A 19,730-nucleotide genomic window follows, 5' to 3' on the forward strand; every position below is an offset into this window, starting at 1 on the left:
TTAATGCCCCCAAGTTGTAATATGTAATAGGCTTAAAGCGAATACAATACCAAGACATGCGCCAAAAGTGAGAACAGTCGCAATCGTCCAACGGCCTAATCCCATATTCACATAACCTTTTAATATATCCGCCAAAGAATTAATCAGCGGAAACCCTGGCACAAGTAATAACACACTAGATGCTAAGGCAATTTGAGGATTGTTACCTAAGTTATATTTTAAGCTCACGCCAGAAATCAGCGAGGCGACGAAAGAGGTGATGGAAAAGACGATAAGGGGATTATAGTGCCGTTTAGAAAATTCTTGTCGCACAAACATTGCAATGGCGGCTGCCACAAAGGTGATGCCGCAAATTATCCAATCGCCACCAGATAAATGGGCGAATGCTGCACAAGATAAGCCAATCATGAATACAACTAACCATCGGTTATATTTAAGCGGTTTTAATTGATCCAGTTTTCTTTGTGCGATCTCTAAGTCATACAAATGATTCTCAACGGCAATCACAATGCGTTGAACATCAGTAACCATTTGCATATTAATGCCTTTATCTGTATTTTTTCGTGCGGTAGTAATGCAATGATTATCTGATAAGGTCGTCAGCACCACCGCATTTGCCGTAAGCGCACATTCTACACTTTCTACGCCAAGTGCCACGCCTAAACGCTGCGCCATTTGTACCACCACGGTACTTTCTGCCCCATGTTGTAACAAGAGCAGTGCCGTTTGTACGCACACGCGAGTCACCGCCCGTTGATATTCGTGTTCCATATCTTTCTTCTCTATCAAAATATACCTAGAAAGAATTATAAAAATCTTTTCTAAAAAATGCGCAAAAAAAGAACCGCACTTATGATCCAAGTCAAAAGTGCGGTTCAATTTGGCGGAGTTTTTTATGATTAAAGTTTGAGGACTTTCGCCTGTTTTATCATATTATCGCCCACTTCAAGAATAGTGATTAGCAAACCATCAATTTCGCAAATCGTACCTTCGTCGGGTATTTCCTCTAAGTGTTCTAAGATTAAACCATTAAAAGTACGAGCATCTTCTGTATCTAATTCCCAGTTAAACATTTTGTTGAGATCGCGTAGATTAGCGGAGCCATCGATAATCATTGAACCATCAGACTGTTGAATTACTTCTTCGTCAATGCTTGGGGCTGTGGAAGTGGTAAAATCCCCAACGATTTCCTCCAAAATATCCTCCAAAGTTATAAGCCCTTTAATATCGCCGTATTCATCTACAACTAAGCCAATTCGCTCTTTATTTGTACGGAAATTTGCAAGTTGCGTTTTTAATGGCGTGCTTTCAGGAATGAAATACACTTCATCTGCGGCACGAATTAAGGTTTCTTTGGTAAATTCATTTTTTTCAAGGAGCAAGCGGAATGCTTCACGCACGCGCAAAATGCCAAGTACTTGTTCATCAAGGCTACTTTTATAAAGTACAACACGATTGTGTGCGGCGTGATTGAGCTGGCGCATAATAGCTCGCCAATCATCATCAATATTTATACCGCCGATTTCGTTGCGGGGAACCATAATGTCATCAACGGTGACTGTCTCCATATCCAAAATAGACAGCAACATTTGTGGATGTTGTTCATTTGGTGTTGCTTCGCCTGCTTCTGACACAATACTACGCAGTTCTTCACTACTAATTACTTGTTTTTGCATATCAAGTTTTAACCCTACTATTTGCATCAAGGATTTAGTAAAAATATTCATTAACCAAACGAGCGGATAAAAGATTTTAAGCAATGAAGTTAAAATATGACTTGAAAAAAAACTCACTTTTTCTGCGTGCATTGCGGCCACAGTTTTGGGGAATATTTCAGAAAATACGAGCATTACGAAAGTGAGCAAACCCGTTGCAATCGCCACGCCGGCATCGCCATATAAACGCATACCAATTACTGTTGCAATTGCAGATGCGCTGATATTCACAAGGTTATTAAAAATAAGAATAAAACTTAACAAGGTATCTGGCTTTTCGAGCAGTTTTTCCGCTTTTTTCGCGCCTTTATTGCCTTGTTCAGATAGAAAACGAAGACGATATTTATTGAGGGAGAGTAGTCCAGTTTCAGAACCAGAAAAATAGGCTGATAAAACTAAACAGATAATAAGAATAATAAATAAAGTACTAAGGGGAATGCTATCCAAGGGAAAATCCTTTTGTTCGTTAATCAACAAAAAGTGCGGTCATTTTTTACCGCACTTTTTACCTGTTATTTGATTTTGCTAAATCAAATGGCTACTCAAATAGCCAAGAGTGAGCAGGATGATACCCGAAATTGGCTAAATAATCATTCTTTTTCCTTATGTCCTATACTTTCTTTATGAAATTGCCTACTCAAAAAGTCATTTTCATTTGAAATGATGAAAAACGCCTAAATTTCGGTATAATCAGCACAATTTTTTAAGAAAAACAGGATTGTTAGCCATGTTTGAGAATTTATCGGATCGCCTTTCCAAAACTTTACGTAATATCACAGGAAAAGGCCGTTTAACGGAAGATAATATTAAAGAAACCTTACGCGAAGTGCGTATGGCATTACTTGAAGCCGATGTTGCCTTGCCTGTGGTGCGTGAATTTATCGCAAAAGTAAAAGAAAGCGCGCTTGGGGAAGAAGTCAATAAAAGTTTAACGCCGGGGCAAGAGTTCTTAAAAATCGTTCAGAGTGAGCTTGAAAAAGCCATGGGCGAAGCCAATGAGAGTTTAAATCTTGCAACCCAACCACCAGCAGTTATCTTAATGGCAGGTTTACAAGGTGCGGGTAAAACCACCAGCGTGGGTAAATTGGCAAAATTCTTGCGTGAACGCCATAAAAAGAAAGTATTAGTGGTGTCTGCTGACGTATATCGCCCTGCTGCGATTAAGCAACTTGAAACCTTGGCTCAATCCGTTGGCGTGGATTTTTTTCCATCGGATGTTAAACAAAACCCCGTTGATATTGCTAAAGAGGCACTTGCTGATGCAAAACTGAAATTCTACGATGTGTTGATTGTGGATACGGCAGGTCGCCTACACGTTGATACAGAAATGATGGACGAAATCAAGCAAGTCCATGCTGCATTAAATCCAATCGAAACCCTTTTCACTGTTGATGCGATGACTGGTCAAGATGCGGCAAATACAGCAAAAGCCTTTAATGAAGCATTGCCTCTTACAGGGGTTGTTTTGACGAAAGTGGACGGTGATGCGCGCGGTGGTGCGGCGTTATCGATTCGTCAAATCACAGGTAAACCAATTAAATTCTTGGGTGTGGGTGAGAAAACGGAGGCACTTGAGCCGTTTTATCCTGATCGTGTTGCTTCTCGTATTTTGGGCATGGGCGATGTGCTTTCCCTTATCGAAGATCTTGAACGTTCTGTTGATCGTGAAAAAGCGGAAAAAATGGCACAGAAATTCAAGAAAGGCGATGATTTCACTTTAGATGATTTCCGCGAACAGCTGATCGAAATGAAAAAAATGGGCGGCATGATGTCTATGCTTGAGAAATTACCAGGTGCAAAAAATTTGCCTGATCACGTTAAAAATCAAGTAGATGACAAAATGTTTATCAAAATGGAAGCGATCATTAACTCCATGACCCTAAAAGAACGTGCAAACCCAGATATTATCAAAGGATCTCGCCGTCGTCGCATTGCATTAGGTTCTGGCACTCAAGTGCAAGATGTCAATAAATTACTTAAACAATTCGATGAAATGCAACGTATGATGAAGAAAATGCGTAAAGGTGGCATGGCTAAAATGATGCGTGGAATGCAAGGCTTAATGGGCGGAGGCTTAGGCGGTCTTGGTGGTTTAGGCGGAATGTTTAAACGATAATTTCAGAAGATAAAAGTGCGGTAAAAAAGAAATATTTTCACCGCACTTTTTTGTATTTAACACTTATGCTGGCGCGCATTTCCTAACGTGTGCCCTAGACATCAAAGTGCGGTGAGTTTTTGAAGTGTTTTTTAGTGAAATTAGGCACACTCTGGGAAGGGTGCGCCATCGTGGGGGCAGTACTGTAGAGTTTGTTAGTAAACAACATCTACTTATTATTTAATAATTGGTCATATGCTGGGCGAACTCCACTTGGAATACTTCCAGAATCAATTAATTTTAAAGCTTCTATAAATCTTATTCTTCCATATTCATCGTTGGTTTTTCTTCCAATTTTAGAACTATTAATTTTTGCATGGGTAATCATTAGGTTAATTTCTTTTGGAGAAAAGTTTCTAATAATTTTTTCATAAAATGGAATTGCTCCCCATGAAACTCCATATCTGTTTCCCAAATAACAAGAAACTATCGTATCTACAAAATCACTTTGGGCTGTTTCAGGGACTGCTGTATTTTGAGACAATTCTGCTAATCTTTCAGCATAGGGAGGCTCATTATAAAAATTGTTTAGCCCATCATGAGCGATTTGCAACCTGTTAATTGCTGCTGAAAAAATCGCATGTTGTTGTGGAGCTGATAGCAACCCTAATAAACTTAATTTCTCAAAAAATTGACTAGATGCTCTTAATCTTTGTTCATCTCCTTTTGCGATATATTCAGAGTGTTTATCAATTAATGAAGATTTTAGTGAAGCAGAAAAACTATTTTGAAAGAAAGCACAAATATCTAAAGCATTTAATCTAGTTGTTTCCTGTGAGTTTGGGTCACAATAAATACCGTGTGCCATAATAATCAATAATTGTTTCTGTGCTTCGTGAGTTTTAGATAGCCTATCAATCCAATATTCCCTTTGTTCTTGATTAAATCTTCCACCTTTAATCGATTGAATAAAATCACTAATATTGACTCCTTTAGGTGAAGAAGAATCACCTAAAGCATATTTTATACAACGATTTAAGAATGTAATGAATTCTCTATCATTCAAATTGCCAAGTGAAGGGTGAGCAGCAGAAAAATTATTACGGATATTTCTACATTGGCCTAGAAAAAGAAAGCCTTCTTCGTTAAGAATGTTTAATTGCAAACATAAATCTAGTAACTGACTATCCTGTAATGCTATTAAATGGCCTTCTTCAAAATCCCTTTCCAATACTTGAGCAACAATTGGAAGACCAAAGGTTCTAACTTTATCACGCAATCTCAAAATAGAAGCATTCCATATATAGTTGATTGCACCATCAAATAATCCTGAGCTAATTGCAATGCACATACGAGCAATAAGCTCAGGATTCACATTCTGGACTGGTATATTTCTTAATTCTCTAGGTAAATCATTCCAAGCATATCTAATTTCTTCATCACTTGCTAAAACGTCTCTTGGAATGCGAAGAGCAGAAACTAGTTGATTAATTGCGGGAATAGTATTAACTGATAAATCGGGTAACTGACTATTAAAAGTTGTTAGCGAATTATTTAAGGACATAAAATTTTCTCCCATAATAAATTAAGTTAATAAATAGTTTAAGTTTTTATTCCTAGGCTCTAATTGTATAGTTTTAATAAATAACTTCAAATATAAGATAACGTTATATCATAATATGTTTTATCCCTACTTCATCGCCACCCCCAACCACTTCATCATCTCTCTCATCCCAACCTTTACGTTTGGCATAATCTTGAGCTTGGTCTTCATTAATGCGACCTAAGGTGAAATAGTTACTTGCAGGGAGGGTGAAGTACCAACCGCAGACGGAGGCTGCAGGCCACATGGCGTAGCTTTCGGTGAGTTTCATGCCGATGCGTTGTTCGACTTCTAATAAATCCCAAATCAGGGCTTTTTCCGTGTGTTCCGGCCAGCTTGGATAACCCGGTGCAGGTCGGATGCCAACATAATTTTCATTAATTAACCCTTGGTTGTCAAATTCTTCTTGCGTGTAGCCCCAAATGCGGGTGCGAAGCTCAAAGTGCAGGTATTCTGCCATGGCTTCAGCGAGGCGATCGCCTACGGCTTGTAGCAAGATAGCGTTGTAGTCATCGCCTGCCGCTTTATAGCCTTCTACTAATTCCATTTCTTCAATGCCCGTTTGTTTTGGCGTTGGTGGCACGTAATCTGCCCATTCACCACTAAAGCCATCAAAGCGATTTGCACGTGCTTCTTCAATGCTAAGCTGTTTACGTAGCGGTTTACTATTTGCAAAAGATTGTTGGATTTTCTCGTAATCCTTTTTGAACTGTTCCCACAATGCTGCACGCCCTTCAGGGTTCATTAAGGTGGCACATACTGTTACCGCACGGGAAGCGTTAGAGGTATAGAACACACAGTGTTGTTTGTATTTTGGATAAAGTTTAATGGCGGTATGTTCTTTGGAGGTGGTTGCACCGCCAATCATCACAGGCAGGTTTAAGCCTAAACGAGTCATTTCACCCAAGAAGTATTCCATCTCATCTAGAGAAGGGGTAATTAAACCACTTAACGCGATGATGTCCGTTTTTTCATCAATGGCGGTTTGGATGATTTTGTCTGCTGGCACCATCACGCCTAAGTCAATCACTTCAAAGTTATTACATTGCATCACCACACTCACGATGTTTTTACCGATGTCGTGCACGTCGCCTTTTACGGTTGCAATCACCACTTTACCGTTGCTTGAACCTTTTTGTTTGGTTGCATTATAAATGGTTCTAAATACGCCACAGATTGTTTCATCACGCGCGCCGATTTTACCACTTGCGGCAGGAACATTTTACCATCGCCGAATAAATCGCCGACTACGTCCATGCCAGCCATCAACGAGCCTTCAATCACATCTAATGGGCGTGGTAATGTTTGGCAAGTGGTAATCCTTTTCACAAGGGCGTGTTTTAAAAGTTCTCCCACTGGCCAAGTGCGCCATTCTGCGACAGAATCGACCGCACTTTTCTTAAACTTCTCGCCTCTAAAATCGGCTTAGGTCAGTTTATATTTTTGGATCATCGTCCCCATCGCACCGTCTAAAATGAGAATGCGATTTTCTAGAGCTTGTTTAAGTTGAGCGGTTTTATTCACCATAATTATTTTGTTCTGTAAATCTTAAATAAATAACTACGGAATAATAGGTGTAAGGGCTAGGGGGGGGCTAATGTTAGAAGGAAAGTGCGGTGGAAAATTAAGGTTTTTTATTTAAGTGTAATGGCTGCGACAAAACAGGTAATTTTACATTCTCCGCACCCATTGCAACGTTCATTATCAATCTCTAAAGTGCTGGAGATTGCTTGTTGTGGGCAAGCGGTTTGGCAGTCTGGACAGGTTTGATTTTGTAGGATTAAACAGGCTGAGGAAAATTGTGGACGAAGTAATGTATCTGCTGGAAAATTAGGATGTAGTGCATTTGTCGGACAAACTTCTGCGCATTTACCACACAAATCACAAGGTACGTAGTCAATTTCAAGGGTGGCTTGTTGCTGTTTTAGTTGAATTAAACCATTAGGGCAAGCTGAAGCGCATTCCCCACAACCATTGCAGACGGCGGAAAATAAATCTTCTCGTGCTGAAAAGGGAGGACGAGACTGCGTTTTTTCTATTGTTGATTTTGTAGCTGGAAATACATGACGCAATAGTCCTCTACGAGAAATGTGATGGTGGCTTAAATAAGCCTGATAATAGGCTTCGTTTTTCATTATCGATAAAATCTTACTGTCGGTACATTAATATGTAAATCTACTTGCCATTGTTGTAAAGTTTTTATGGTAAGTAATGCAAGAGCTTGATAAAAATCAGAATTTTCTATTTTGCTTAGTTGTTCAAGGAAATGATACGCCCAAGTTAAGAAGTGTTCACGTAGAAATTTGGTTAATAAGTGCGGTCGATTTTCTGCTAAATATGCAGCAAGCATTAGCATTAAGCCAATATGATCTTCTGGTTCATCTTGTTGTGTTTGAAATGCGATTTGATGTTGTTGTAAGAAATCGCGTAATGCTAAGAGAGAATTACCAAAAATAACACATTCAGGATCAAGATATACAGATCCCCAAGGTGGCGTAGGTAATTCATTTGGACCAATAAATAAATACTGATATTGTTCAGTGATATTTTGTTGTAGCCCTTTTTCAATAAGTGCGGTAATTTTTTTATGTGTTTTTACATCAAATGAAATTTCCCATTCTTGCATCCAATTTGGTTGGCGAAAGAATGTCAAAATATCAGTAAGTCGTGCATCATTAGGCTCATAGTAAAATACTGCACCGAGTAAACGCCCATAAATAGAAATTTGTTGAAGAGTATTTTGCATAGTATCTCCGAAAACAATTTGTCATTAGTGAATGGGGATATGAGAGTTAGTTAAATATTACTAATTAACGTTTCTAAAAATTGAGGCGTATGCTATACGCCTCAACATAATTTAACCACCAATCGCCATACCGTAAGTCATATGTAATCCATAAAATAATACGCGACCGATGCCTTCAGCTACTAACGTTAATAGAACGGAAATACCTAATAGCCCTATGTTTTTCACTCGGAATAAGAGGAAAGCTACAATGGAAAGTAAACATAAGCGAGTTACGGTCATTATGGCATAATTTGGTACGAGGTCAGCGGCATTTTGAATAGCACTGTGAATATTGTGTAAATTGAAGCCTTGATATATGGCTACTATTGCGACCAATGATACCCCAATGGCGAATAAACTTGGCAGATGCTGAAGCTGATATTCACGTTGTTTATTAGGGATTAATAACGCATAGCTCAATGTTAATCCACCTAATACAACGGTAAGGTAGAATGACCAAGAGGTTAATGCATTATTCCAAGTTGGTATGCTTGTAATATGGTAAACCTGATTCATTACATACATAAATAGTATGCCGATAAGGGCGGTCACAATTCGCCATACATTTCCAAGTGAAACTGGCATTTTACCTAAAATTGCAATCAGCCAGTAGAAACCTGCTAATGTGAAAAATATTGCACCAGCGGCAATTTCATTACTCATCATTGATGAGCCGACTCGATTAAGTGAATTAAATGCACGTATAGGTAAGCCAAGATGCATAATGGAAGCAATAAATCCAATACCTAGTAAAGCCAAAATCACAAACATTACTTTATGAATATAAGTGCGACTTTTTGTATTTTTCTCATTTAATAGTACAAATGTGAAAACAAGCCAAGCACCGACCGCACTTTGTGCCAAAACTGTAAAAAATACTAATGGCAGTTCATATAATCCTGTATTCATCTTACACCTCTCTTGGGTTTCCTAAGAACCCACTTGTATCGCCACTTAAACGAGCGTATTTATTGGGTTTTACCACTAAATTTGGTTGAGTGATATCAGCCGGTGGTAGTGGTGCGATGGAGGCTTGTGTGCCATATTTTGTTCGAAGTTCATCAATAGGAGCGAAATCCAATGCTCGTAGTGGGCAGGCATCAACACAAATCGGTTTTTGACCTGATTTTACGCGAGAATAACATCCATCACATTTTGTCATATGACCTTTTTGTGCATCATATTGCGGTGCATCATAAGGACACGCCATATGACAATAACGACAACCGATACAAATTTCTTCATTGACGATCACGAAACCATCTGCATTTTTGTGCATTGCACCAGTTGGGCAAACTTTTGTACAAGCAGGATCTGCACAATGATTACAAGAAATAGACATATAATAAGCAAATATATTTTGATGCCAGCATCCATCTGCTTGTTGATTCCACTGACCACCTGTATATTCATAAATACGACGAAAATTGACTTCTGTGCCAAGATCTTTGTAATCCTTACAGGCTAATTCACAAGTTTTACAGCCTGTGCAACGTTCAGAATCAAAATAAAAACCATATTGTTCCATAATTATCCCCCTACAAACGTTCCACTTGAACTAAATTAGAATGTTGCGGATTACCTTTCGCAAGCGGTGATGGGCGTTGTGTCGTAAGTACATTAATGCAACCTGAATGATCGATACGATCTTTATCTGGTGCATACCAAGCCCCCTCGCTTAATGCCACAACTCCTGGAATAATACGGGGTGTAATTTTTACATTAATATGTACTTCGCCTCGATCATTAAAGATACGAATCATATCGCCATTTTTAATATTACGAGGTTCTGCATCAATAGGATTCATCCAAATTTCTTGTGGATTAGCTGCTTTTAATACATCCACATTGCCATAAGTTGAATGGGTTCTCGCTTTATAGTGAAAACCACTTAGTTGTAACGGATATTTTTCCATTAATGGATCACCGTAATGCTCAAAACTTTGGGCGTGAATAGGTAAGGGATGAATTACGTCATCTTCTGCTAATTTCCAAGTTTTTGCTATTTCAGCTAGACGAGAAGAATAAATTTCAATTTTGCCAGATGGCGTTTTAAGTGGATGGGCTTCTGGATTATCACGGAAATCTTTGTATGCAACTTTAAAGCCATTAGGATCAACTTTTTTAAAAATACCTTGTTGTCTAAATTCTTCAAAAGTAGGTAATTCAGGTAATTTTTCTCGAGATTGCTCATAAATATGGCGTAACCATTCTTCTTGTGTTCTTCCTTCAGTAAATTTTTCTTTTACGCCCATTTTCTCAGCTAAATCACTTAACATATCGTAAATAGGTCTACATTCAAAAGATGGTTTGATCACTTGATCTGCAAAAATGACATATGCCATATTGGATACAAAGGCATCTAAAGCGAAATCCATTTGTTCTGAAGTTGTACAATCTGGTAATAAAATATCACTGTATTTGGCAGTAGATGTCATATGATTATCAATAGTAATGATCATTTCACATTGGGTATCATCTTGTAAAATATCGTGAGTACGATTGATTTGTGCATGTTGATTAATCAAACAGTTACTTGCGTAATTCCAAATTACTTTAATTGGGGACGATAATTTATCAACACCACGAATACCATCTGTAAGTGCGGTCATTTCTGTGCCACGAATAATTGCATCTGTCCATAAAAACATTGGAATGCTTGCTTTCACAGGATTTTTTAGCGTTGGCATCCGCACAAATGGAATGCTATACGCACTTTCACGTGCACCAGTGTTACCGCCGTGAATTCCAACATTACCTGTTAAGATTGGCAACATCGCAATGGCACGAGAGATTAATTCTCCATTACTACGACGTTGAGGCCCCCAACCTTGGGAAATAAAGGCAGGTTTTGTACTACCAATTTCACGTGCGAGTTTAATAATTCTCTCCGCCGGAATACCCGTGATTTTAGCCGCCCATTCTGGGGTTTTAGCGATACCATCATTACCATAACCTAAAATATAGGCTTTATAATGACCATTTTTAGGGGCATCCGCAGGTAATGTTTTTTCATCATAACCAACACAATATTTATCTAAGAAAGGTTGATCCACGAGATTTTCTTGAATCATTACATAAGCAAGGGCAGAAACGAGGGCTGCATCAGTGCCTGGACGAATTGGGATCCACTCATCTTCACGCCCTGCACCAGTATCATTATAACGAGGATCGATAATAATCATTTTGGCATTGGAACGAGCTTTGGCTTGTTCAATACAATAAGTTAAACCACCTCCACTCATACGAGTTTCTGCAGGATTATTACCGAATAACACTATTAATTTGGTGTTTTCAATGTCAGCCATTCCATTTCCCAATGCCCAACCACCACCATAGGTATAATCTAAACCGACAGCAATTTGTGCGGTGCTGTAATCACCATAATGGTTTAAATATCCACCAATACAATTCATAAAACGAGCGATCATAGTGGATGCAGGTGGCCAAGATTTAGCCATTGTGCCACCGAGTGTTCCCGTACCATAGTTTAAATAAATTGATTCATTGCCATATTTTTTGATATTGCGTTTCAATGCGTCTGCAATTTCAGTTAAAGCCTCATCCCAACTGATTCGTTTGAATTTGCCTTCTCCGCGTTTACCTATACGTTTCATTGGATATTTTAAACGGTCTGGGTTATATACTCGACGACGCATAGAACGTCCACGTAGACAAGCACGAACCTGATGATCAAGATTATATGTTTCTGTCCCCGTATTATCGGTTTCCACATAAGTGATTCGGTTATCTTTTACGTGCATTCGTAATGGACAACGGCTACCACAGTTTACTGTACAAGTACTCCAAACAATACGTTCTTGATTATTTTCATTGAGGCGTTGTGTCTCTTTAGCCATTACATTGAAAGGTAAAGTAAGATTTGAAACTGCCAGTGCAGCTCCCGCAGATGACGCCTTGACAAAATCTCGGCGACTTATTTGATTAAAGTTACTCATTATATCGTTCCCCCACAGTTAGATTGAAAAATAACTAAAACGAGTTAATTATAATCTTTGTATAGAAGTTTTACTTGAGCCAAATCAATTAATCATTAATAGGTATATTATTTATAGGGTATTTTAGTAGATTGATGTTTTAATAAATTTTGGAATAACAAATTGACTATGGATTTAAAAACCCGTTAGCATAGTGGCGTATTAGTTTATCTAATATGTTAAGTTTAACTATTATTAACTAGAAGAGGATCTCTTCATGAAGAAACTTATCGCAGTTGCGGTGCTTTCTGCATGTGGCTCGTTAGCTCATGCAAACACTAATATTCCAAACTACAATACAGACGCCCATCTTTACGAATTCACGCAAACCTATGATTTAGTTGTGCCAAAAGGCTCGCAAGGACAAACCAATTTATGGGTTCCATTACCATTTAATGGGGAATACCAACAAGTGAAATCGATTCACTTTGAAGGTAATTACATGAATGCCTATGTAACAGAAAACAATAAATACGGAGCGAAAACCTTATTTGCCACTTGGAATAAAGATGCACAAAAGCGTGATTTAAAAGTCACGATGGTCATTGAAACAAAAGACCGTGAACCGATGGTGAAAGGTGCTTTAGAGAATTATACTCCGCCAAAAGATATTCAGTATTCCGTGGATGTACAAGAATACTTAAAAGCTACTCCACATATTAAAACTGATGGCATTGTGAAAGAATTTGCTGACAAAATCCTAGGTAAAGAAACTAATCCATTGAAGAAAGCAGAACTTATTCACCACTGGATCGTAAAAAATATGGAACGTGATAATTCTGTATTAGGTTGTGGTGACGGCGATGTAGAAAAAATTCTTACCACTGGCGTGTTAAAAGGTAAATGTACCGATATTAACTCTGTATTTGTGGCACTTGCTCGTGCTGCAGGCATCCCTGCTCGTGAAATTTTTGGTATTCGCTTAGGTGCGGCAGAGAAAATGGGCAAATATTCAAAAGGTGCCTTCGGTAGTGCAAATGAACAAGGCATCGCAAACGTAAGTGGCGGTCAGCACTGCCGCGCTGAATTCTACCTTGCAGTGTGGGGTAGTGACAATATTTGCATAAGGAAAAAGAAAAAAATTTGGCGGAAAAAATTGGCTGGAGCCCCTGTTTGTGGGGTTTTGGCGTTTTTAGGGGGGAAGTTTATGCAAAAATGGAAAATGGTGGGGATTGGGGGAAAATGGTCGAAAATTGGGTTTTATTTTGCATAAAAGTTGGCGGTGAATTGTTAGGGTTTAAACATTTTTAAAAATTTAAAGTTCATTTTAAAGTTAGTTTAAAATGGCTTTAAACTGGATAGGTCATTGAGTTTTGCTACTAAGAATTTAACTTAAATTTCTAACCAGAGACGATAACTTAGAAGCTAATTTACAAGCTCACTAAATAAAAAAGGCGGTTTCAGTGGCAGAAATCGCCTTTTTTGTTGGTTTTTGGGGCGATTTTGGTGCGTTTAGATGAAATCTAGTGGTTTGTTGTGTGTGATTATGGGTAGAATTAGCGAAAATGCGCCATTATTTGGCGGTATTTGAAAGGAACACAGGCATCCTTGCCTTTGTGCTTTAAAATATTAAGAAAGTGCTTGTGATGCGGTTTTTGCTGGTGTTACTGACATTGATGTCGGAGACATATTAGAAGTCACGATAGCCACGTACTACTTGCCTAATAGCAATTAAACGTCCAAGTTTATTATCTTAAACTTGGACGTTTAACATAAATGAAATAAGACGTCCAAGTTAAATATAACTGATTGATATTCAATTAAATTATTCCTGAACTGCCTATTTTTTGTTTATTTTAAACTTGGACGCTTACCGTCCAACTTTATTTAAGTAATGTACGCTTTTTACCTGCAATAAATTGGTAAACTTTCGTAAGTTGATCATCGCTTAAGTCAGTTAAGCTACCTGCCGAGTATTTTTCTTGAAGATGTTGACGTAGTAGTGGTTCAATGCCCATTTGTTTCACATTTGTATGAATGTAGCTGTACTTCGTTTTTCGCCATTGATTGCCCACTTTCTTCGGTGCAGATTTTGAAGAATTTAATCTGCCAACCCATTTTCTTAAGTATAGCTCTGCTTTCTCATAGTCTTGTAGTGCAATCAAGCGATAAGCTGTTACACCGCAATGGCGATTCAGCGAGCTCCATACGGCTTGAAAGCTCTTTGGTTTTTGTTTAACGGCTTTTTCTAACTTAACAATTTCATCGACAAGATCGTGCAATGTTCTAGCCATTTTTTCATTAATATGTGTTTTATCTGGCTCAACGGTTGCTTTTGTACGCGTTACAACCTTTTCTGTTTTGATGTTATTAATTGTGCCACTGCCATAAACAACATTGTTGTTATCACCGAGTACAGAAGAATTATTGACAGCTTTATCTACATTATCTGTGCAATCAACGTTATTAGCAGAACGAATCCCTATAATCACATATTGAACATCTACGCCTAATTGAGCAGCTCTTCCTAAAAATTCAGCAGAAATACCACTTTTTCCAATCTCATTAAGTCGTAATGCTTCGCGGCTTACATCTGTTTGATGGGCAAAATTAGCTTGCGAATAGCCTAATCTTGTTCTTTCTTCTATTAGGCGAATGCCCATATCTTCACGTGTGATCAATAGTTCCATAAAAAAACCTCAAATAATTGCAAAATTTATTTGACGTGCCAAAAAATATTGGCATATAATAAAGCCGTTGAGTTAATTAGTTGAAACAACCAGTTGAATAAATTGGTTGTTCTAGGGGGATTTTATGAGTCCGAATGAAATTTATCAAGCGTTAAAAATCAAAAATCTAAACGTTGCAATGATTGCTGAATCATTGGGCGTATCTAATCAAGCCGTATCAACGGTAATCAAACAAGGCAAAAGCAGTCAGAGAATTGCAAAAGCCATTTGTCTTGCGATTGAAAAACCACTGGATCAGGTTTTTCCACACTACGCCAAACATCAACAGAAAAAAGTTCTTCGAGCGGAAAAAGTTAGCCAATTAAGACGTCAATTTTCTCAAATGTAGGAGTAAATAATGTTAAAACTTAAGGACTTTTACAGTGTTCAGGAGTTATTTGAATTTCATTCACAATATCTTCCAAGTAGCATTCGGAGAATTAAAGATAAAGCAGAACGTGAAAATTGGGAATCCCGCAAGCGCGTTGGCAAAGGTGGGGGCAAAGAATATGCTCTTTCATCAATGCCACAAGCCTTACAAGATGAAATTCGTAACAAATTTGCAGTTTCTATTGTGAAAGCCAAACCCAAATCTCTTCCCGCCGATCTCCGTCAGGTGGAATTAAAAACTTTAACGGAAAAACAACGTGAAGTAGCAGGGGCAAGAATGGCGTTAGTTGCTCAAGTGGCACAGCTTGAACAAGCCCAACCTCGTTACAAGGCGATTAAGTTTTTTTGTGAACAAATCAAACATGGTGGCATTTCTTCTGATTTGATGAGATTGGTTGAAATCGCCAATAACAAGAAAGGAAAAAATCGCACTTTATCTGACCGCACTTTGAATCAATGGGTGTTGGATTATGAAAAGGCGGATACCCCTGAAGAACGATTAAAAGCCCTCGCGCCAATGCAACGGGTGGCGAAAAAGGCTGAAGAAATTGTGTGGTTGCCTGACTTTTTGGCGATATATCGCCAAACCAATGGCATCAATGTGGCAGAAGCCTATCACTATTTTTCGGCTGAATGGGATGCACGTTTTGCAGACGAGCCGTTACGTTTAGAAATGAAACCGAGTATTGACCAAGTTCGCGCTGCGTTGGCGAAATTGCCAAAACACATTAAGGAAATTGGTCGTAAGACGGGTTCTGAACTCCGTGCTCTTAACACTTATGTTAAACGCCATTGGAGCGTGTTGCAGGTGAATGATGTGTGGGTGGGTGATGGCCATGCGATGAAATTGAAAGTCGCCCATCCTGAACACGGTCGCCCTTTTATTCCTGAGGTGACATTAATTATGGATGCCTCTTGCCGCTTTATTGTGGGTTGGTCGGCTAGTTTGGCGGAAAACGTTCTGGCAGTGGCAGATGCCTTGCGTTATGGCGTGGAACGCTACGGCATACCCGCAATTTATTACTCCGATAATGGTGGGGGTGAGAAAAACTGGATGCTTGATGGTGATATTACGGGGATGTTGCCGCGTTTGGGGATTAAACACCAAACAGGGATTCCGGGCAATCCACAAGGGCGTGGGATTATTGAGCGGGTGCATCAAACAATTTTATACAAAATTGCTCGCCAATTTGAAACCTATCACGGCACAGGGGCGGATAAAGACACGGTGCGACAAGTGAGCACAGCAGTGATTTCACTGGATAAAGCAAAACGTAAAGGCGCGACACAGCTAACGCCAAAACAACAATGGGCAGTGGGTAAATTGCCAAGCTGGAATCAGTTTTTAGATGCGGTTCAAGCTGGGGTTGATTGGTACAACAACGAACATGTGCATAGTGAAATTGGAATGACACCTGCACAAAAACGCCGTCAGTTGATGGAAAAAATGAACCCTGATGATTTGGTCTTTGTTACGCCAGTGGAAGCAAGGGATTTATTCCGCCCAAGTACATTACGTGTGGCACAACGTGGTTGGTTACAACTTTTCAATAATTATTACTTTAGCACGAAATTGCTCGATGTTGATGGGCAAAAGGTGCAAGTGATGTTTGATATTCACGATCCAAGCCAAGTGATTGTGAGAAAGCAAGACGGCACTTTTGTGTGTTATGCCGAACTAGATGGCAATAAACGTGATGCGTTCCCAATGCCGTTTGTTGAGAAAACACGCCAAGAGCGTCATGCACGCCGAGCGAAATTGAAACAAGAACAGCTTGATGAGATTAATGCGGAACTTAACCCGATTATTACGATTGAGCATCAGCCTGATTTTGCGGTGTTAGTGCCAAAAGTGAAGCAAAAAATCCCAGCCAAGCCGATTTTCCATAACTTAACAGAGAAAGAAGAATGGGAAGCGGAACAGGCAAAGTTAGTGAATGAATAAGGAGAACAAGATGAAGAATTTTATTGAAAAAGAACGTAAAGCGCGTGCCAAAAGACGATTTGAACGCGCTCAAACGTTGATTAAAAGAGATTGGTCGAAAATAAACGATTTCCCAGTTTGGATTTTAACCCCTAGTGGCGTTGCCCCAAATTTAGCATCGCAATCAATGGCTCTAGATATGAATCAAGGTACGCCTTCATATCCGTCGCTACAAAATCAGGCACATCAGTGCTTTGTAACAAAAGACGAAGCTGATCGTGCGAATCGCCCTGAAATTGAAGCAGCGCAAGTTGATCCTGCTCAGCAAGTTGAACAATTAGCGAGCGAATTAAAATCTGTTGTACAGCAAGCCGACCGTTTAGGGCAGAAAGTTGTTGCTGTAAGTCTTCGAGTTGAGTTTGCTGCATAAGGTTCTCCTTGGTTTAGGTAGGTTTAAAACAGAATTATAACGAGGTTAAAAATGAAAAACAAAGAACTGCAACAGTTTATGACCAATAGTGGTATGACACAAAAGCAGATTGCGCAAGCGTTATCAGTGTCAGTGGGGACAATTAGTCTTTATTTGAAAGATCAATATGCAGGCGATGTACAACGCCTTGATGACAAGGTGGCGGAGTATTTGGCACGCCAAGATCAGAAGATTTTAAACGCGCATTACAACAGCCAATTTGTATCAACCTTAGCGGCGAGAAAAACAATGGACGTTATGCAGTATGCGCATACAGAAGGCAAGATTGTAGTGGTGTATGGCGCAGCAGGCTTAGGCAAAACGGCAACCTTGAAAGAATATGCAGCGCGTTATCCGTCTTCTATGTTGATTGAAACGGATCCAGGCTATAACCCTAGAGTGCTGTTACACAAGATTGCGGAAAACTGCGGTGTTGTGGCGCAAGGGGGAAATCATGATGTTTTTGAAAAAATAGTGGAAAAATTAGATGGTTCGGAGCGTTTATTGATTATTGATGAAGCAGAGTTGCTCTCCACGCGTTCTTTGGAATTTGTACGCCGTTTGCACGATAAAACCCAAATCGGTGTCGTGCTTGCTGGTATGCCTAGATTGTTAGTGAATTTACGTGGGAAAAGTGGCGAATTTGCGCAGTTATATAGTCGAGTGAACAATACGCATAATTTTGGCAATGCTTTGCCAGATAAAGATTTAGCCATGTTAATAGAAAGCGCGCTCGGCACAGGGGAATTTAACGACGCCTTTATTAAATTTAGTAAAGGTAATTCGCGTCGATTGAGTAACTTAATGAGCGGTGTGGTGCGGTTATCCAAACTCAACGAGTGCGATATTACCTACGAGATGATTGAAGAATATAACAAGATGTTGATTAGCTAAAGGAGACCAAGATGTTACAACCCAATACAACTAAACAATTAAACAAAAACAATGCCGTGATGTTGGCTTATTTAGAACAAGTAGAAAAAGCAGTGAGACGCTTAAATGAAATGGGGCTGACGGTAATTAATGTGCACTTTGAGAAGATAAGACCGACGGTGCGTGTGATGAATAATGCGGTAACAGAACAGCTCGAGAAAGACCAACAGGCTTATGTGTATCACGTGGGGCGTGATGTGGGGCGATACCAAGAAGCGCAATTTACGGTGGAAGGTATCCGTGTGGTTTGGCGGAAGTATTTGAACTAGGAGGAGGAATGGCAACGCGTCGGCAAATTTATGCAGTCTATCGTGGCGAAGAGAATTTGGGTGACGGGACTGCGGAAGAATTAGCAAAGAAGCTCAATGTGAGTGAAAAAACGATTTACAGCTCGGCAACAGTCGCCCGATGTAAACGTGATAAAGGTAAGCGACTTGTAGTGATTAAGTTAGATAAAGAGGAGCTCTAAATGAAGCAAATGATTGAAGGGAAAGAATACTGGCGTGATGCAAGAGGCAATTTAACGCCAGCTGAGTTGGTAAAAGACATCGACAAAGCACGTGATGTGCTTGTTCGTGAATGGGTGGAAAAAGGCGTGTCCTTAAATAAGGAGATGCGCAATTTTAAAGATGGCATTTTCGGCGATATTCAAGCGTTTATTGAACTTTCGGCTGAAAAATACAATGCGAAAATGGGCGGTAGTAAAGGCAATATCACACTTTATAGCTACGACGGCAAATATAAAATCCAACGTGCGATTAACGACCATTTGCAATTTGATGAACGTATCCAAGCGGCAAAAGTGTTGATTGATGCGTGCTTGAATGAATGGAGCGAAGGCTCTCGCCCGGAACTAAAAGCATTAATTGAACGTGCGTTTAATGTGGATAAGGAAGGTAATTTAAATACATCTCGCATTTTAGGATTGCGACGTGTCGATATTCAAGATGAACGTTGGCAAAACGCAATGCAGGCGATTAGTGAAAGCGTGCAAGTGGTAAGCAGTAAGGCTTATGTGCGACTTTATGAGCGTGTGGGCGAAAGCGATCAGTATGTGCCGATTGCATTAGATGTAGCGGGGGTGTAGATGAGTGAGTCTGGCATCGTTGTAATTTGTCTTTTTGCACTGTATGCGTGGTTAGCATA

Annotated in this window: 17 protein-coding genes and 2 pseudogenes; 9 read left to right on the forward strand and 10 right to left on the reverse strand. The window is 39.4% G+C overall.

Annotated elements, in window-relative coordinates:
* Entirely contained in the window at nt 1-771 is a 771-nt protein-coding gene (locus tag DQN49_RS05585) for a threonine/serine exporter family protein (RefSeq protein WP_013527872.1), read from the reverse strand.
* 128 nt (nt 772-899) lie between these two features.
* Entirely contained in the window at nt 900-2,162 is a 1,263-nt protein-coding gene (locus DQN49_RS05590) for an HlyC/CorC family transporter (RefSeq protein ID WP_032826356.1), read from the reverse strand.
* Between the two features lie 280 nt (nt 2,163-2,442).
* Between DQN49_RS05590 and ffh the strand changes: the two genes are divergently transcribed.
* Complete coding sequence (gene ffh, locus DQN49_RS05595; protein WP_006996347.1) at nt 2,443-3,831, forward strand: signal recognition particle protein; 1,389 nt, start codon at nt 2,443-2,445, stop codon at nt 3,829-3,831.
* A 208-nt stretch (nt 3,832-4,039) separates the two neighbouring features.
* Here the strand turns inward: ffh and DQN49_RS05600 are convergent, their stop codons facing one another.
* The 7 genes and pseudogenes from DQN49_RS05600 to DQN49_RS05635 form a co-directional block, all read right to left on the reverse strand.
* Nucleotides 4,040-5,374, reverse strand: a complete 1,335-nt coding sequence (locus tag DQN49_RS05600; protein WP_223395614.1) for a hypothetical protein — start codon at nt 5,372-5,374, stop codon at nt 4,040-4,042.
* A 126-nt stretch (nt 5,375-5,500) separates the two neighbouring features.
* Nucleotides 5,501-6,832, reverse strand: a pseudogene (locus DQN49_RS10425) (vitamin B12 dependent-methionine synthase activation domain-containing protein); the annotation flags it as partial.
* A 215-nt stretch (nt 6,833-7,047) separates the two neighbouring features.
* Nucleotides 7,048-7,548 (reverse strand): ferredoxin-type protein NapF, encoded by a 501-nt coding sequence (gene napF, locus DQN49_RS05615; protein ID WP_006996351.1) that lies wholly within the window; start codon nt 7,546-7,548, stop codon nt 7,048-7,050.
* Entirely contained in the window at nt 7,548-8,159 is a 612-nt protein-coding gene (gene dmsD / locus DQN49_RS05620) for a Tat proofreading chaperone DmsD (RefSeq protein ID WP_005693380.1), read from the reverse strand. Before dmsD ends, napF begins: the two co-directional genes overlap by 1 nt.
* 111 nt (nt 8,160-8,270) lie before the next feature.
* On the reverse strand, nt 8,271-9,110 hold the full coding sequence (locus DQN49_RS05625) for a dimethyl sulfoxide reductase anchor subunit family protein (RefSeq protein WP_005690803.1): 840 nt from the start codon (nt 9,108-9,110) through the stop codon (nt 8,271-8,273).
* 1 nt (nt 9,111) lies between these two features.
* Entirely contained in the window at nt 9,112-9,729 is a 618-nt protein-coding gene (locus DQN49_RS05630; RefSeq protein WP_005647791.1) for a DMSO/selenate family reductase complex B subunit, read from the reverse strand.
* Nucleotides 9,730-9,739: 10 nt separating this feature from the next.
* Nucleotides 9,740-12,160: a DMSO/selenate family reductase complex A subunit gene (locus DQN49_RS05635; RefSeq protein ID WP_006996352.1), complete on the reverse strand. Its 2,421-nt coding sequence runs from the start codon at nt 12,158-12,160 to the stop codon at nt 9,740-9,742.
* A 256-nt stretch (nt 12,161-12,416) separates the two neighbouring features.
* Between DQN49_RS05635 and DQN49_RS05640 the strand changes: the two are divergent.
* Nucleotides 12,417-13,247: pseudogene (locus DQN49_RS05640) on the forward strand (transglutaminase-like domain-containing protein); the annotation flags it as partial.
* Between the two features lie 775 nt (nt 13,248-14,022).
* On the opposite strand, the gene DQN49_RS05645 reads toward DQN49_RS05640, so the two are convergent.
* Nucleotides 14,023-14,829 (reverse strand): transcriptional regulator, encoded by an 807-nt coding sequence (locus DQN49_RS05645; protein ID WP_006996354.1) that lies wholly within the window; start codon nt 14,827-14,829, stop codon nt 14,023-14,025.
* A 124-nt stretch (nt 14,830-14,953) separates the two neighbouring features.
* On the opposite strand from DQN49_RS05645, the gene DQN49_RS05650 reads away from it, so the two are divergent.
* Genes DQN49_RS05650 through DQN49_RS05680 form a run of 7 tightly spaced genes read left to right on the forward strand, consistent with a single transcriptional unit; the run spans nt 14,954 to nt 19,671 of the window.
* Nucleotides 14,954-15,217, forward strand: coding sequence for a hypothetical protein (locus DQN49_RS05650; protein ID WP_005678050.1), 264 nt, complete (start codon nt 14,954-14,956; stop codon nt 15,215-15,217).
* 9 nt (nt 15,218-15,226) lie between these two features.
* Nucleotides 15,227-17,203, forward strand: a complete 1,977-nt coding sequence (locus DQN49_RS05655; protein WP_013527866.1) for a Mu transposase C-terminal domain-containing protein — start codon at nt 15,227-15,229, stop codon at nt 17,201-17,203.
* Between the two features lie 10 nt (nt 17,204-17,213).
* On the forward strand, nt 17,214-17,612 hold the full coding sequence (locus DQN49_RS05660) for a hypothetical protein (protein WP_032826358.1): 399 nt from the start codon (nt 17,214-17,216) through the stop codon (nt 17,610-17,612).
* Nucleotides 17,613-17,663: 51 nt separating this feature from the next.
* Nucleotides 17,664-18,545 carry an AAA family ATPase gene (locus tag DQN49_RS05665; RefSeq protein ID WP_006996358.1) on the forward strand — a complete coding sequence of 294 codons (882 nt, stop codon included), beginning with the start codon at nt 17,664-17,666 and terminating at the stop codon, nt 18,543-18,545.
* Between the two features lie 11 nt (nt 18,546-18,556).
* On the forward strand, nt 18,557-18,853 hold the full coding sequence (locus DQN49_RS05670) for a hypothetical protein (RefSeq protein ID WP_013527864.1): 297 nt from the start codon (nt 18,557-18,559) through the stop codon (nt 18,851-18,853).
* 8 nt (nt 18,854-18,861) lie between these two features.
* A complete protein-coding gene (locus DQN49_RS05675) occupies nt 18,862-19,053 on the forward strand; it encodes an HTH domain-containing protein (protein ID WP_005647090.1) in 192 nt (63 codons plus the stop codon).
* Nucleotides 19,054-19,671, forward strand: a complete 618-nt coding sequence (locus DQN49_RS05680; protein ID WP_013526168.1) for a DUF3164 family protein — start codon at nt 19,054-19,056, stop codon at nt 19,669-19,671. It abuts the gene before it with no gap.
* Nucleotides 19,672-19,730: the final 59 nt, after the last annotated feature.

It is taken from the genome of Haemophilus aegyptius, assembly GCF_900475885.1.
GTDB classification, from domain to species: domain Bacteria; phylum Pseudomonadota; class Gammaproteobacteria; order Enterobacterales; family Pasteurellaceae; genus Haemophilus; species Haemophilus influenzae.

Bases quoted from the DNA above. Each gene is read 5' to 3' on its own strand.
- ffh (WP_006996347.1), top strand. From the start codon at position 2,443: ATGTTTGAGAATTTATCGGATCGCCTTTCCAAAACTTTACGTAATATC.
- DQN49_RS05665 (WP_006996358.1), top strand. From the start codon at position 17,664: ATGAAAAACAAAGAACTGCAACAGTTTATGACCAATAGTGGTATGACA.
- DQN49_RS05645 (WP_006996354.1), bottom strand. From the start codon at position 14,829: ATGGAACTATTGATCACACGTGAAGATATGGGCATTCGCCTAATAGAA.
- DQN49_RS05625 (WP_005690803.1), bottom strand. From the start codon at position 9,110: ATGAATACAGGATTATATGAACTGCCATTAGTATTTTTTACAGTTTTG.
- DQN49_RS05585 (WP_013527872.1), bottom strand. From the start codon at position 771: ATGGAACACGAATATCAACGGGCGGTGACTCGCGTGTGCGTACAAACG.
- DQN49_RS05680 (WP_013526168.1), top strand. From the start codon at position 19,054: ATGAAGCAAATGATTGAAGGGAAAGAATACTGGCGTGATGCAAGAGGC.
- DQN49_RS05635 (WP_006996352.1), bottom strand. From the start codon at position 12,160: ATGAGTAACTTTAATCAAATAAGTCGCCGAGATTTTGTCAAGGCGTCA.
- DQN49_RS05670 (WP_013527864.1), top strand. From the start codon at position 18,557: ATGTTACAACCCAATACAACTAAACAATTAAACAAAAACAATGCCGTG.
- DQN49_RS05660 (WP_032826358.1), top strand. From the start codon at position 17,214: ATGAAGAATTTTATTGAAAAAGAACGTAAAGCGCGTGCCAAAAGACGA.
- DQN49_RS05675 (WP_005647090.1), top strand. From the start codon at position 18,862: ATGGCAACGCGTCGGCAAATTTATGCAGTCTATCGTGGCGAAGAGAAT.
- napF (WP_006996351.1), bottom strand. From the start codon at position 7,548: ATGAAAAACGAAGCCTATTATCAGGCTTATTTAAGCCACCATCACATT.
- DQN49_RS05650 (WP_005678050.1), top strand. From the start codon at position 14,954: ATGAGTCCGAATGAAATTTATCAAGCGTTAAAAATCAAAAATCTAAAC.
- dmsD (WP_005693380.1), bottom strand. From the start codon at position 8,159: ATGCAAAATACTCTTCAACAAATTTCTATTTATGGGCGTTTACTCGGT.
- DQN49_RS05600 (WP_223395614.1), bottom strand. From the start codon at position 5,374: ATGTCCTTAAATAATTCGCTAACAACTTTTAATAGTCAGTTACCCGAT.
- DQN49_RS05630 (WP_005647791.1), bottom strand. From the start codon at position 9,729: ATGGAACAATATGGTTTTTATTTTGATTCTGAACGTTGCACAGGCTGT.
- DQN49_RS05655 (WP_013527866.1), top strand. From the start codon at position 15,227: ATGTTAAAACTTAAGGACTTTTACAGTGTTCAGGAGTTATTTGAATTT.